The sequence below is a fragment of the Streptomyces sp. NPDC001156 genome (assembly GCF_053598275.1).
On record NZ_JBSFJX010000099.1, the window covers coordinates 1 to 13,296 of the forward strand.

The window sequence follows — 13,296 nt, forward strand, 5'->3', positions numbered from 1 at the left end:
CACCAGTTCACCCCCCGGATCCAGCTCGGACACCCCGATCTCATCACCCATCGGCGTACTCCCTCCCGCGTCCGCCACCCGGTCAAGGGTGCTGCTGGCGGATGCCGCCCGGGGAACCGCAGGGGGATACCGAATCTGGCCGGCGTGCTCGAAGCGACAGGTCACTGCCCCGCGGTACGGCTCCGGCATCAGACTTGAGTACGGGCTCACCAGACCAAGAGGAAAGCGACGTCAGACGCGGGCGGCACCCGCGACCGATTTTCGCGCCGTCACCACGGCGCGGGCAACGCGCCACATGGACTTGAGTGATGTCTATTCCTCCACATGAGCGTCAGCGTTCCGCCGACTCCGACCGGGGGCGCTCGGACACGCGCATGCCGCAGTTGCGTGGCGCCGTCGGCCGCTGGGCCGTGGTCACGGTGCGTCGGCGGTCGTGATCCGGTAGCGGTGGACGGGAGGAAGGCCGGTCAGCAGGCCGGGACGGACGGTGTCGATGACGTGGGCGCTCGGGGTGAACAGTGGCTGGGCGAGGCCGGGTAGGTCGGTGGGGTCGTGCCATTCCCATCGGTGGATCAGGTGCGGCTCGGTGAGGATGGGTTCGCCGGTGTAGGTGGTGACGGTGACGGCGGCCGTGAGGCGGGGGACGCCGTCGGTGGAGTCCATGAGGAAGGCCGGCAGTCGTGCCTCGGCCGGGTCGGCCTTCAGACCCGTCTCCTCCTCCAGCTCCCGCACGGCCGCATCGAGGAAGTGCTCGTCGGCCGCGTTCTTGCCGCCCGGCAGCTCCCAGGCGCCGCGGGTCGAGTAGCCCAGCAGGATTCGCCCTACGGAGTCGGTGACGACGACGCCGACACCGCTGAGGGCGTGTGGGCTGGGCCGCCTGGTCTCGGCGCAGGCCACCTGAGGCGGGGCGGGGGAGGGGTGCTGGAGAACGATGAGGGCAAGACCGTCCGCGTCGTATCGGTCCGCAACCGACCAGTCCGCACACACAGCAGTTCGAGCTCGTCCTCGTCAAGAGCGATGTCCCGCTTGTCCTTCGGTACGGCGTCGGCGACGGGCGTGATGACGCAGAGAGCACCTCCGGGGCGCAGCCGCTCGCGCACGCGGTTCATGACACGGGTGCGGTCCCGGATGAAGGCCCAGCTGAGGCGGAAGGTGATCAAGTCGTAGGCCGCATGGGGCAGGCTGTCGAGACTGTCCCGTTCGATGTCGAACAGCCGGTACGTCACCGCGGCGGAGGGGTCCTGTGCTTCTGCGAGGGTGAGTGAGGAGGGTGCGTAGTCGACGGCGTCGACCTGATAGCCGAGGTGGGCGAGGTGGCGGGCGAGTGCTCCCAGCCCGCAGCCGATGTCGAGGGCGAGGCCGTCCTGCGGGGGCGGGGTGTGCTCGGCGAGCAGGCGCCGCTCGGTGTCACCGAGGTCGCGGAAGGTGTTGCCGCCGGCGTAGTGAGCGTCCCACTCGTCGGGCGTTGTGTATCCCACCGGTAAGGCTCCTTGTCTGGTCCAGGGGCGATCAGGGGAAGGTGTGGGTGCGCAGGGCGCGCGGGGTGCTTTCGACGAGTTCCAGGTGGGCCGTGCTTCTCGTGCGGTGCGGCGACGGGGAGCGTGCCGGATCGCGGTATCGGTGGCGGCTGCCGTGCTGTCACAGAGCGGTGCACTATCCGGTCGAGGGTGCAAAAGGTGCAAATCGATTCGGTTCGATGCCTGCACCTGCTTCCGGAACCGAGCGCGGAGACGAGGCACGTGTTGCCGCAAGTGTTCGCCTCGCCGTGATTCTGGTGGCCGCAGTCGTCTGCGGCTCGGCTGCCCGTACCTCATATCACTCCTTTCCCTCGCTTGCGTGAGGAGGGCAGTCCGATGACCACGACCAGCATGGACAGTGTGACGCTTGGTGACCGTACGGACACGGGTGAGATGTCCGAGTGGGTTGTCGCGATGATCGACGAGCAAGGGACGGTGGTCGCGTGGACGCAGGCCGCCCAGCAGCTGCTCGGCTACTCCGCCGGGGACGTGGTGGGCCGGTCTGTGGCACTTGTACTGCCCCGTCCCGGGGGAGCGCCGACGACATCGGCGTTCGTCGGGCGATGTCGTGCCCGACATGGCTGGTCGGGCACGACGGGGGTGCGCCACCGGGACGGCCGCATGCTCAACGTCAGCCTGAGGGTCTCGATGCTGCGGGGGCGGGACGAGGCAGTGCAGTGGCTCATGACCGTGGTCGGCGTCGATACGCCGCCCAGGGCAGCGGGGAACGGGTCGGTGCGGGAGTCGCTTCTTGCCCGTGTGCCGATCGGCATTGTCGTTCGTGATCTGCAGCTGCGCTGCGCATGGGTGAACGACGTCGTGGAGAGCCATGAAGGTATTTCGCGCGACCGGATGCTCGGTCGTCGATTCACCGATGCGCTGCCCGGTCACAAGGCCGGAGCGCTCGAGGCGATGATGCGGCGGGTGCTGGAAAACGGCGCCACCGGAGTTCACGAGTACCGGACGTGGCCGATGACGGGTCCGCGTCGGGAGCACACATTCGCGGCTTCGTTCGTCCGTCTCCAAGGAGCCGACGGCCAAGCACTGGGCGTGTGCGCTGTCAGCGTCGATGTCACTGCGAGAAGGCGGGCCGTCGAGCGTCTCGTCCTCCTCGGCGAGGCCGGTACGCGCCGGGGCGGCACCCCTGATGTGATGCAGACCAGCCAGCAGTTGGCGGAGCTTGCCGTGCCCCTGTTCGCCGACTTTGCGGCCGTCGACCTGGAGCAGTCCGTCCTGTTCGGCGAGGGGCGCCAGGTCCGCCCCGGTCCGATGGGCGAGCGCCTCCCGGTGTTCCGGCGTGCCGGTGTGGCCTCGATCCACCAAGGGGTCTCCGAATCCCCGTGGATGCATGGTGGGCCGGTCCTCGTGCCGTCCGCTCCACCCTTCACCGATGTCCTGCGCACGGGGCGGTCCCACCTGGTGCCGATCGTGGACACCGGTCCCGGCACGTGGATCGACCGGGATCCGGCGCGCGCACAGAAGATCCATGAGAACGGCATGCACTCCCTGATGGTCGTACCCATCCGGGTGCGGGGTGCCCTGCTGGGCGTGGCGCTGTTCATCCGCACCCAGAACCCGCTCCCGTTCCAGGACGTCGATCTCCTACTGGCCGAAGAACTCGTCAGTCGCGCCGCGCGCTCGTTGGACAACGCCTGCCAGGACGCCCGTGAACACACGGCGGCCCTCGCGCTCCAACGCATGCTGCTGCCGCACCGCTTGATGGGCGGCACGGCGGTCGAGGCGGCCGCGCGCTACCGGCCCGCCGACCTGCGGCACGGTGTCGGCGGCGACTGGTTCGATGTGATCCCGCTGTCGGGCGCCCGGGTGGCCCTCGTCGTCGGCGATGTGGTCGGCCACGGTCTCCACGCCGCCGCGACCATGGGCCGGCTCCGCACCGCAGTCCGCACGCTCGCCGACATGGAACTGCCCCCCGACGAACTGCTGACCCGTCTCGACGACACGGTCCAGCGACTGGCCGAGGAAGACGAGGACGCCCCGGATGAGACGTTCGCGCACGCAGGGGCCACCTGCCTGTACGCCGTCTACGACCCGGTCACCCGGAAGTGCACCATGGCACGGGCCGGGCACCCCCCGCCTGCGATCGTCGAACCGGAGGGCCGCGTGGTCTTCCCCGACCTTCCCACCGGAACACCGCTGGGCATCGGCCTGGGCGGTGAGTTCGAGGCCGTGGAGCTGGAACTGCCCGAGGGAAGTCTGCTGGCCCTGTACACCGACGGCCTGATCGAGACCGGCGGCAACGACACCGACGCGGGGATGCGCCGTCTGGGCACCGCCCTGGCGCAGCCGGGTCGCTCCCTGGAAGAGCTCTGCACCCGTGTGACGGAGACTCTTCCGAGGCAGGCGCCGTCCGACGACGGCACCCTGCTCCTGGTCCGGACCCGCTCACTCGGCACGAACCAGGTTGCCTCATGGATGCTGCCGGGTGACCAGACCTCCGTCGGCAGTGCCCGGCACTTGGCGGCCCGCCAGCTGACCGAATGGGGTCTGGACGGTCTCGAGGACTCCACGAATCTGATCATCAGTGAACTGGTCGGCAACGCCGTACGCCACAGCGCCGGTCCCATCGGTCTGCGTCTGATCCAGCATGAAGCCCTGACCTGCGAAGTGTTCGATACGAGCGCCCGCTGCCCGCGCCTGCGCAGCGCACGCACCGTCGACGAGAGCGGCCGCGGTCTCTTCCTGGTGGCCCAGATGTCCCGCAGGTGGGGATTCCGCTCCGTACCCGGCGGCAAGGTCGTCTGGGCCGAAGAGGACCTGGACTGCACACCCCCGACCGAACCGGCCCCCGGCACGCCGTCCGCGCTCGAGGAGCGAGCGGCCCACGCCTCCGTGTCGTGATCGCACGCAGCCGGGCGACGGCCCTCTCCAGGTCCGGCGAAGGCGCCCGGCAGCGGATCCGACACGGCGCCGAGCGGGACGGGGGCCATGTCGTCTCGTCCGCCCGAAGCGTCGCTGCGGCCCGGGTCCGACGTGCATCGCAGCACCCGCTCTGCGTACCTACCCGGCCGGCTTGGTCGCCGCGATGCGCTCCACGGTCCCGGCCTTGAGTCGTTGGGTCTCCACGACCTCTAGTCCCGCGGCTTCGACGAGCGGACGCTGACGGCGGGTGAAGTGTTCGCCGGCGGCACGGATCGTGATCTGCTCCAGCAGCCACTGGACGGCGTAGAGAGGCGGCCAACTGCTGCCGATGTGATCGAGCAGCAGAAGGGTGCCCCCGGGCTTGAGTACGCGGGCCATCTCACCGACCGCCCTGGCCGGATCGGGGATGGTGCACAGCGAGAGTGCACAGACGACCGTGTCGAATGTGCCGGCCTCGAAGGGAAGCGCTTCCGCGTTGCCCTCACGGAGTTCGGCGTCGACACCGAGATCGGCTGCGCGCTGAGAGGCAATGGCCAGCATGGCCGGGCTCAGCTCGATCCCCGTGATGTGCGCTTCGGCCGGATAGAAGGGGAGGTTGCGGCCGGTCCCTATGGCCACCTCGAGGACGCGGCCGTGCGCGCGGGAGCCGATCCACTCCCGTCCACCGCCGAACTGGATGCGTTCGAAGAAGGCGATCTGCTTGTCGTAGACGGGTGCGGCCTTGTCCCAGACCCTGCGCTGCCTGGCGACGGGGGTCTCAGATGCCTTGGGGTTGGTTCTGCCGCTGGTCATCGGGGCGATTTCTCCTCTGCTGCGGGGCTGGGAAGGGAACAGTTCACATCGCACGCGACAGCGGCTGTGATCACACCCATGATGGCCTGGCGAACACGTGCGGCTGCCAGGGCGGGCTCGGGCTGACCCGCGTCGAGCCACGCGATGATCGCCTCGATCGCGACAACCGGAGCCAGTTGCGCCGCCCATCGGGCCACGGCCCGGTCAGGAACCAACGCGGAGACCTGCTCCAGGACGGCGGCGGTGATGTCGGCGCGGAAGTCCTGGATGCGCTCCTTGAACTCCGGTTCGCGCAGGGCGTGTTGGAACAGGAGACGGAATCCCGCTGGTGACTCGGCCGCGGCGGCCAGCAGGCCGTCGACGCTGGCGTCGCCGAAGCCGCCGACCGGCTCGCCGACATGTGCGTCCAGGCGGTCGCACATGCGGTCCAGCACCCCCTGGTACAGGTCGGTCTTGGAGTCGAAATGCCGGTAGAGGATCGACCGGGTGATGCCTGCCTGTAGCGCGATGTCGTCCAGGCTCGTCGCCGCGAACCCGGACCGGGCGAACGCCTCCGCCGCTGCCGCGAGGATCTGCTCGCGGCGCTCGGCCCGAGGCAGCCGCTGCACCGGCCTGGGCTTCCGCGGGTTGGACACGCCGGCGCTCCTTCACTTCTGGTTGTCGACTCCGGAATGTACTACCGCAGGTCTACAAGGGAAACCTCCGGCCCTCTCGGCCGAAGCCGAGCGGATCGAGGACGCCGAAGCCCCGCGGACCCCTACCCGCCCGCAACCGTGCGGGATCGGGCTCAGGAGGCCATGCCGGCGAGCTTCGACGGATTCATGATCCACATCAGCCGGTCGATGCCTTCATCAGTGACGTTCACCGTCATGACGGCGATCACGTTCCCCTCACGGGACAAGCGCATCGCGGCCAGGCCGTTGACCGTCACCGGCTCCACCGTGACCCCGACCCAGAAGCGGTCGGCGAACGCGTGGTAGTACCTCGCCACACGATGACGGCCTTCGACGGGGAACTTCGACGCACGAACGGCGCCTCCACCGTCGGAGTACGAGACGACGTCCTGTGCGAACAGCTCCTCGAGAGCGGCCACATCCCCTACCTTCGCGGCCGCGATGAACGCGGTCAGGAACCGCTGATGCTCGGCGGTCGCGACAGTCGCACGTTTCCCCGCGGCCAGCAGCTTCCGCGCCCGGCTCACCAGCTGGCGCACGTTCGCCGTCGTCTGACCGATGATCTCTGCGATCGCCTCATACGGGTAGTCGAACGCCTCCCGAAGAACGTATGCCGCCCGTTGTGTGGGAGTGAGCTTCTCCAGCAGCATCAGCACCGCGACCTCCAGAGCTTCCCCGCGCTCGGCGCCCAGAGCCGGGTCACTGCTGGTGTCGACCGGCTCGGGCAGCCACGGACCGACATAGGTCTCACGGCGGACCCTCGCGGACTGCAGGGCGTTGATCGCGAGCCTTGTCGTGGTCGTCGTGAGAAACGCATGCGCGTTGTGCACCTTGGACCGGTCGTAGGTCTGCCAGCGGATCCAGACCTCCTGAAGGATGTCCTCCGCCTCGCTGACAGTGCCCAGCATGCGGTAGGCGATCCCGAACAGACGACGGCGGATGGCGTAGAACACAGCCTCTGCCTCTTCGAGGCTTTCGGCGTCTTTCGCTGGATCATTGTTCGACGGCACTGTTTGAAACCTTTGCTCCTCGACGAGTTGGCCGACGGCCGGATCTCGCGCACGGGTGCTGTGGTGGTGTCAGGGAACGGCGGGACGCGCTGTCGTTGTCCAGCCCGGACCGACCTGCGAGGGTGACCCGCAGCGATGGGCCGAGCTCTGGGCAGCCGGACCGGGTGGGGCAGCGGCGGGTCTCGCGGCGCTTGAGTGAGGCCTCGATCATCGCGCGCGCTGCGGTGCCGCGTGTGAGCGAGGCTGATTGTGGCGAGGAGGACCTCGTCGGCGCGGACGGCGACGCGGCTGCCTCCCTTGAGGCCGCAGCCGTAGGCGCCGAAGACCGGGTGCGCGTCCACGAGCAGCCCCGTGACATACGTGCCGGCGAGGGCCCGGACGCCGAGAGGGGTGGCGCGCCTCGCAACGGTGCGCGGGGTCTCGGCGGCGTGCACCGCGAGGGCCGTGCAGGGGCGGGGGTGCTCCCCGAAGAACCACTGGAATCTGGGGCACTGCTCATCGCGGGCGAAGGGCATGCCGGAGAGCTCGCGGACGGACAGGACGATCCGCCGTTCACGGGCGTGCATGTGTGCTCCTCGGCCGGTACGAGACGTGCTCCTCATAGCTAGGACCGCGTAGCCCGTCGAGGGGTGCCTCGACCGTGCCGAGGCGGCGACACAGCACCCGAACGGACGACGGGAGGCGTGGGAACCGGACGGCGGCCGGGCCGGTGCCGGGGAGGCCGTCCGCGAGCGGTAGCCGTTTGAGCGGTCGGGCGATGGCCCATCGGAATCCGCGCACGCCCAACAGGCGGCAGGTGTGCTGCCGCCTGTTCGGCGTACGACCGTGCCGGCGATGGCCAAGTCGTCCGACCGTAGGCCGCCGTTAGTGCTGGGACAGCCAGTCGGTGTAGTGGGTGGTGGCAATGCGGGCTTCGTTCGTGGCGGTGAGGACGTCACCGTGTGCGGCGGCGAACATTCCGGCGGTGTCATCGGTGACGACGCGGCGTCCGTCGCCCTTGGCGGTGATCGTGAGCCGGCCGAGTTCGTCGAGGGGATAGACGTCGGGCCCTGCGATGTCGAGGACGCCGTTGATCGGGGTGCCGGCGGCGACTTCGGCGACAGTTCGGGAGACATCAGCAGCGGCGATCGGCTGCAGCGGTGTACGCGGCAGGCGGACGGTGTCGCCCTCGGTGGTCATGGCCAGGGTCGCTTCCATGAACTCCATGAACTGCGTGGCACGGACGATGGAGTAGGGGATCGGGCCGGCCTTGAGGATGTCTTCCTGGAGTACCTTCGCCTGGTAGTAGTCCAGGTCGGGCACCTGGTCCACGCCGACGATGGAGAGGATGACGAAGTGACCGACGCCCGCCTTCTCGCTCGCGGCGAGGAGGTTGTCCATCGAGGTGCGGAAGAAGGCGGCCGAGGTCTCGTCGAAGGCCGGGGAGTTCGTCAGGTTGATGACGGTGTCGGTGCCCGCCACGGCCTCGTCCAGGCCCTGGCCGGTGATGATGTCCACGCCGGTGGACTGGGAATGCGGGACGGCGTGATGGCCTGCCGAGTTCAGGTTCTTGACGACCTGCGACCCGATCAGCCCGGTGCCGCCGATGACTGCGAGCTTCATGGCATGGTCCTCCTTGCGAGAATTTTGTCCGATATGCGCCCGCGTGGCATTCTTTCGCCGGGCCGCCCGGTGGCGGCGTGCAGGCACCGCACCAGCCGAGCGTGTACGGTGCCTGTCCGCGAAGCGTTCGACTGTGCCACCGGTGGTGATCCCGCTGGTTCGACGGCCGGGAAGCGTGGCCCTCAGCGCTGTCGGAGGTGAGAGAGGCGGCCGGCCTGGACGAGGATCTTTTCGCGGTCGTCGACTCGTGCGGTGCGGGACACCGGCTTGGCCTGCGGATCCTCTTCGTACAGACGGGGACGTACGACCAGATCGTCGCCACCGCGGTCCAGAGTCACCCGCACCTGCGCACCTGACTCACCCATGGCACGCACGGCTCTCGCCGCACTCCACACGCCGGTGAATCCTCCACTGATGACAAGGACGTCCTTGCGCTCTCCAGCGCCGTATTGATCCACGCACCCTCGACAACACGGCCAGGCGCCGTGTGACAAGAGGAGAACGTGACGTGCGTCTCCCCCGGGCGATCACACCGATGCGCTGCGTGTCATGGCCCGCGACAGGCCGGGCCGGCCGGTCGGGCGGCGGCCCACACCACCGGGACCGGAAACCGTCCGTGCGGTGCGGGCGGACACGGCGTGGAACACGTCCGTGTCGTTCGTGACCAACACGAACTGGCAGTCGTACTCGGGTGAGACGACCATGTCCTATCTGTCGCAGATGGGATCACTGGCGGTACAGAACTTCCTGTCCGCCGCGGTCGGAATGGCGGTCGCGATCGCGCTGGTGCGCGGTTTCGCCCGCAAAAGATCGCCGACGATCGGCAACTTCTGGGTCGATTTCGTCCGCGGCACGGGCTATGTGCTGCTGCCCATCTCGTTTGTGACGGCGCTCGTGTTCATCGGACAGGGTGCGGTGGAGACGCTGGCCGGCGCGGCGCCGATCCACGACGAACTCAACGGTGTCAGCCAGGTGTTGGGCCGCGGCCCGATGGCCTCACACGAGGTCATCAAGCAGCTCGGTACGAGCGGCGGTGGCTTCTTCAACGCCAACGGTGCCAACCCGCTGGAGAACCCGACCGGTCTGACGAACCTGATGTCGGTGCTGCTGATCCTGTGCATCCCGGTCGCGTTGACCTACGTGTTCGGCAAGATGGTGTTCAGCACCCGCCAGGGTCTGGCGATCCTCGCCGTCATGACGGTGCTGTTCGCCGGCTGGCTGACGATGGCCGCGGTGGCCGAGCACCAGGGCAGCCCGGCCATGGCCGCTGCCGGTCTCAGTGACGCCGGCATCGGAAACATGGAGGGCAAGGAGACCCGGTTCGGGGCCACGTCGGCAAGGTCTGCACCCGGCGCATGATCCTGGAGCACGTCTGGGGCCCCGCGTACGCCAACGAACAGCACTACCTCAAGGTCTACGCCTACCGCATCCGCAAGAAACTGCACGACGAAACCGGCCGGTTCCTGTTCGTACCTTGATCTCCGATGAGATCGGCGGACCGGTGCGGTCTGCACTGGCGACGGAAGGGAGAACCAATGCTGATCTACTCGGCGATCGCGTCGCTCGACGGTTTCACGGCTGATTCCGAAGGCAAGTTCGACTGAGCTGAGCCGGACGAGGAGGTGCATGCCGTCGTCAACGACCTGGAGCGGGGGATCGAGACGTACCTGTACGGGCGCCGGATGTATGAGGTCATGCTCTTCTGGGAGACCGCTCCCGTCGACGGGCAATCGCCTGCGGTGCGGGACTTCGCCGGGATATGGCGGTCCGCGGACAAGATCGTCTACTCCGGCACTCTGCAGTCCGCGCCCAGTGCACGGACACGGATCGAGCGGCGTTTCGACACCGATTCCGTCCGAGCGCTGAAAGAGCACAGGAACGTCAGTGTGGGCGGTCCGGACCTCGCCGGCCAGGCGATCAGGGCGGGCCTGGTGGACGAGTACCACCTGTTCGTCACGCCCGTGGTCGTGGGCGGAGGCACGCCGGTCTTCCCGGCAGGGGTCCGCGCCGGGCTCGAACTGGTCGAGGAACGCCGCTTCGACGGCGGTGTGATCTACCTGCGCTACCGGAATCAGGGGTGAGGCACAGGGCGGCGCAGTCACCAAGGTCCTCCCAGGACGATCGGTGTCATGGGCCGGCTCTCGGCGGCTTGACGGGCTGCTCGGCCCAGACGGTCTTCCCGTCCCCCTGGAAGCGGGTGCCCCACCGCTCGGCCAAGCTGGCGATGATGAACAGCCCGCGGCCGGTCTCGTCCAGGGTGCGGGCGTGCTTCACATGCGGGGCGCTGGGTGCGGCGTCGCTGACCTCGCAGGTCAGCATGCGGTCCAGGATCAGACGCAGTTGCAGAGGCGGGGCTCCATAGCGGACGGCGTTGCCGACGAACTCGCTGACGATGAGCTCGGTGGTGAACGCCGTCTCCTCGTCCATGCCCCACGCCTCCAGACGGCGGCGGGTCTCCGCTCGGGCGATCGGCGCGGCCTCGGGGCCCTCTGGTAGCGCGCGGGTGAGGACCCGGTCCGCGGGCAGCGCCTTGGTACGGGCGAGGAGCAGCATGGATTCGCCGAGCCGGTGGTCTTCGGGGCACGCCTGGGCAATGGCGTCCCGCAGATCGGACAGCGGCCTGGTACCGGCGCCGTCCAGCAGGGGGCGCAGCGGACCCGATGGCACCAGCACGCGGTCCGCGAGCGCAGCCGTGCCCATGGCGAGCGTGGTTCCCTCGGGGACGACGACGGTGGTTGCGGGGAAGGGGGCGTTGTCCGCCCCGGTGAGCAGGGGGCCCGGGGGGACGGGGAGCGTCACCGTGGAGCCGTCGGGAAGGACGGCGACCGGCTGCGGGAGGCCGGCGCGTGCGATGGTGCAGGTGAGTTCGACCGGGTCGTAGACCGCGATGACACAGCCGATGGCGAGCGGCGTGGGCTCGGGATCCGCGACCGGCAGCGCGGCGTAGGCGGGGGCCACGAGAGCGGCGGAGTCACTCAGTCGGGCCAGCAGTTCGTCGGGCGGCAGGTCCAGGGCGGCGAGTGTGTGGATGGCGGTCCGCACCAGTCCCATCATGACGGCTGCGAGCATGCCCTCACCTGCCACGTCGCCGACGATCAGAGCGGTCCGTGCGCCGGGCAGCGCAATCGCGTCGGACCATGCGCCGCCGCCCTCGGGGCCTGGCAGGTGGAGTTGCGAGATCTCCACGGTGGTCTGTGCGGGGGAGTCCTGGGGAAGGAGTCGGTGCTGGACGGTGGAGGCGATGATCCACTCGCGCATGTATCGGCGGGCGTTCTCGATGCACAGTGCGGCGTGCGCGCACACGGCGGACGCCAGCGCGACGTCCTCCTCGTCGAACGGGTCTTGGTCTTGGCAGCGGTAGAGGCTCACCACGCCCAGGGCCTGACCTCTCAGTGCCAGCGGTGCCACGATCAGGGAGTGGGCTCCGGACCGCCGGATGGCCTCGGCCCGGGCGGGGTCGGCGGCCGGCCACGAGCTGTTCTCCTCGATCGGGACCAGACGTGGTTGAAGGTCGGACAGGACGAACGAGAAGGGGGTGCCGGGCGGGAGCGGGCGGACCTCTCCGAGCGGGTATGCCGGGGTGACGCCACCGCGAAAGGCAGCCCGGCGCAGGGGCACGTCCTGCCGTACGGGTACCTGCGGAGGGTCCTCGCCGCGGACGACGTCGTTGACCACCTCGACGACGGCAAGGTCCGCGAAGGCGGGCACAACCGCGTCCACCAGCTCCTGGCAGATCACGCCCACGTTCGGCACGTGCCCCACTCGTGAGCGGACCTGTTCCAGCAGGGCCAGGCGGCCGGCCGCGCTCTCCCGCTCCGTGACGTCCACCGCGGTGGCCACCAGCCCGAGCACATGGCCGCGGGAGTCCTCCAGCCGGAAGTAGGAGACGGACTGGATATGACGCCCGGGCCGACCGGACGCCCGGACGCCTCGCACGAGCCGGTTCAGCACCGGGCATCCGCTGTCCAGGACGCCCTGCGCCACGGCGGTCTCCGTCACGGCGTCCTCGAGTGCCCAGGCCTCAGTGAAAGGTCTGCCCAGCAGGTGCCCAGCCGGCGTGTCGCTCGGCCCCTCGGAAGCGTTCGTGCGAACCACGCGCAGCCGGTCGTCCAGTACGTGGAAAGCCACCGGGGAATGGGCGAACAGCGCCTTCAGGACCGCCAGGTCCTGCGCGGCCGGCATGTCCCCCGGCGTGAGCACCTGCCACACCACGGAAGTGCCGCGCAGCAGCGGCTTGACCAGCAGCGCGTCCGACTCGAGGAGTCCCTCCCACCGCCCTGGGCGGTCCGCGGAGATCCCCTGCGTCAGCGAGGTCACCGACCGGCCGACGGCCTCCTCGGCGGACCACCCGAACAGCTCCTCGGCCGGACGCCTCCACTCGACCACCCGGCCGCCCTCATCAATGAGAACGAGCACGTCACCGCTGGGCATTCGACAGCACCTCCGCCTTCATCCCTGCCCGCTCCGTACGGTCGGCAGGACTGCTCGCCCGATAGCTGCACCGATCGGCGGCAGGGTTGCCGGACGTCGCGGGCGTCGTCCCGGCGCCGACGACCTTCCGTGCCGTGCCGACCACCGGTCACGTCGGTGCCCATACAGGTGCAATGCATGTGCAAATTGCAGCAAAGGCCCCCAGTGCCGCGGGGCTGGCGAAGCGCTCAGGCGGGGCTCTGGAAGTGCCGAGCGACCCAGCGCGATACGTGGCCTGTCCGGGTCACCGTTGCATCCCGCAATGCCGGGGTACACGGCGACTCGTACCGCACGGTGCACAGGGACCGGAGGTCGATCGTGAGTGAGAAGGCCCGCAGGACACACCACGCC

The 13,296-nt window shown here is 69.1% G+C and carries 13 protein-coding genes; 6 read left to right on the top strand and 7 right to left on the bottom strand.

Features of this window, described 5'->3' with window-relative positions:
• Positions 1-414: 414 nt before the first annotated feature.
• Together ACWDA7_RS32920 and ACWDA7_RS32925 are read right to left on the bottom strand one after the other, a co-directional pair.
• Entirely contained in the window at positions 415-897 is a 483-nt protein-coding gene (locus ACWDA7_RS32920; RefSeq protein WP_450608981.1) for an NUDIX domain-containing protein, read from the bottom strand.
• A complete protein-coding gene (locus ACWDA7_RS32925; protein WP_450608984.1) occupies positions 822-1,478 on the bottom strand; it encodes a class I SAM-dependent methyltransferase in 657 nt (218 codons plus the stop codon). The genes ACWDA7_RS32920 and ACWDA7_RS32925 overlap by 76 nt, the downstream gene beginning before the upstream one ends.
• A 375-nt stretch (positions 1,479-1,853) precedes the next feature.
• On the opposite strand from ACWDA7_RS32925, the gene ACWDA7_RS32930 reads away from it, so the two are divergent.
• On the top strand, positions 1,854-4,376 hold the full coding sequence (locus ACWDA7_RS32930; protein WP_450608986.1) for a SpoIIE family protein phosphatase: 2,523 nt from the start codon (positions 1,854-1,856) through the stop codon (positions 4,374-4,376).
• Positions 4,377-4,535: 159 nt separating this feature from the next.
• Here ACWDA7_RS32930 and ACWDA7_RS32935 read toward each other — a convergent pair whose 3' ends face one another.
• From ACWDA7_RS32935 to ACWDA7_RS32945, 3 genes are all read right to left on the bottom strand, one after another.
• Positions 4,536-5,189, bottom strand: a complete 654-nt coding sequence (locus ACWDA7_RS32935) for a class I SAM-dependent methyltransferase (protein WP_450608988.1) — start codon at positions 5,187-5,189, stop codon at positions 4,536-4,538.
• Positions 5,186-5,824: a TetR/AcrR family transcriptional regulator gene (locus ACWDA7_RS32940; protein ID WP_450608990.1), complete on the bottom strand. Its 639-nt coding sequence runs from the start codon at positions 5,822-5,824 to the stop codon at positions 5,186-5,188. Before ACWDA7_RS32940 ends, ACWDA7_RS32935 begins: the two co-directional genes overlap by 4 nt.
• Positions 5,825-5,976: 152 nt before the next feature.
• Positions 5,977-6,873 carry an RNA polymerase sigma-70 factor gene (locus ACWDA7_RS32945; RefSeq protein WP_450608992.1) on the bottom strand — a complete coding sequence of 299 codons (897 nt, stop codon included), beginning with the start codon at positions 6,871-6,873 and terminating at the stop codon, positions 5,977-5,979.
• A gap of 233 nt (positions 6,874-7,106) precedes the next feature.
• On the opposite strand from ACWDA7_RS32945, the gene ACWDA7_RS32950 reads away from it, so the two are divergent.
• The gene (locus ACWDA7_RS32950; protein WP_450608994.1) at positions 7,107-7,481 is read left to right on the top strand and encodes a hypothetical protein; all 375 of its coding nucleotides are present in this window, start codon (positions 7,107-7,109) and stop codon (positions 7,479-7,481) included.
• 256 nt (positions 7,482-7,737) lie between these two features.
• Here ACWDA7_RS32950 and ACWDA7_RS32955 read toward each other — a convergent pair whose 3' ends face one another.
• Positions 7,738-8,475: an SDR family oxidoreductase gene (locus tag ACWDA7_RS32955; RefSeq protein WP_450608996.1), complete on the bottom strand. Its 738-nt coding sequence runs from the start codon at positions 8,473-8,475 to the stop codon at positions 7,738-7,740.
• 197 nt (positions 8,476-8,672) lie between these two features.
• On the opposite strand from ACWDA7_RS32955, the gene ACWDA7_RS32960 reads away from it, so the two are divergent.
• The 4 genes from ACWDA7_RS32960 (at position 8,673) to ACWDA7_RS32975 (ending at position 10,556) form a co-directional block, all read left to right on the top strand.
• Positions 8,673-8,831 (top strand): hypothetical protein, encoded by a 159-nt coding sequence (locus ACWDA7_RS32960; RefSeq protein WP_450608998.1) that lies wholly within the window; start codon positions 8,673-8,675, stop codon positions 8,829-8,831.
• A gap of 193 nt (positions 8,832-9,024) precedes the next feature.
• Positions 9,025-9,834 carry a potassium-transporting ATPase subunit KdpA gene (locus tag ACWDA7_RS32965; protein WP_450609000.1) on the top strand — a complete coding sequence of 270 codons (810 nt, stop codon included), beginning with the start codon at positions 9,025-9,027 and terminating at the stop codon, positions 9,832-9,834.
• Positions 9,831-9,953, top strand: coding sequence for a winged helix-turn-helix domain-containing protein (locus tag ACWDA7_RS32970; protein ID WP_450609002.1), 123 nt, complete (start codon positions 9,831-9,833; stop codon positions 9,951-9,953). The genes ACWDA7_RS32965 and ACWDA7_RS32970 overlap by 4 nt, the downstream gene beginning before the upstream one ends.
• Before the next feature lie 144 nt (positions 9,954-10,097).
• Positions 10,098-10,556, top strand: a complete 459-nt coding sequence (locus tag ACWDA7_RS32975) for a dihydrofolate reductase family protein (protein ID WP_450609004.1) — start codon at positions 10,098-10,100, stop codon at positions 10,554-10,556.
• Between the two features lie 46 nt (positions 10,557-10,602).
• On the opposite strand, the gene ACWDA7_RS32980 is transcribed toward ACWDA7_RS32975, so the two are convergent.
• Complete coding sequence (locus ACWDA7_RS32980; protein WP_450609006.1) at positions 10,603-12,906, bottom strand: SpoIIE family protein phosphatase; 2,304 nt, start codon at positions 12,904-12,906, stop codon at positions 10,603-10,605.
• Positions 12,907-13,296: the final 390 nt, after the last annotated feature.

Excerpts from the sequence above, each read along its gene's own strand:
- ACWDA7_RS32970 (WP_450609002.1), top strand. The coding sequence starts at position 9,831 with ATGATCCTGGAGCACGTCTGGGGCCCCGCGTACGCCAACGAACAGCAC.
- ACWDA7_RS32965 (WP_450609000.1), top strand. The coding sequence starts at position 9,025 with ATGGCCCGCGACAGGCCGGGCCGGCCGGTCGGGCGGCGGCCCACACCA.
- ACWDA7_RS32980 (WP_450609006.1), bottom strand. The coding sequence starts at position 12,906 with ATGCCCAGCGGTGACGTGCTCGTTCTCATTGATGAGGGCGGCCGGGTG.
- ACWDA7_RS32930 (WP_450608986.1), top strand. The coding sequence starts at position 1,854 with ATGACCACGACCAGCATGGACAGTGTGACGCTTGGTGACCGTACGGAC.
- ACWDA7_RS32955 (WP_450608996.1), bottom strand. The coding sequence starts at position 8,475 with ATGAAGCTCGCAGTCATCGGCGGCACCGGGCTGATCGGGTCGCAGGTC.
- ACWDA7_RS32935 (WP_450608988.1), bottom strand. The coding sequence starts at position 5,189 with ATGACCAGCGGCAGAACCAACCCCAAGGCATCTGAGACCCCCGTCGCC.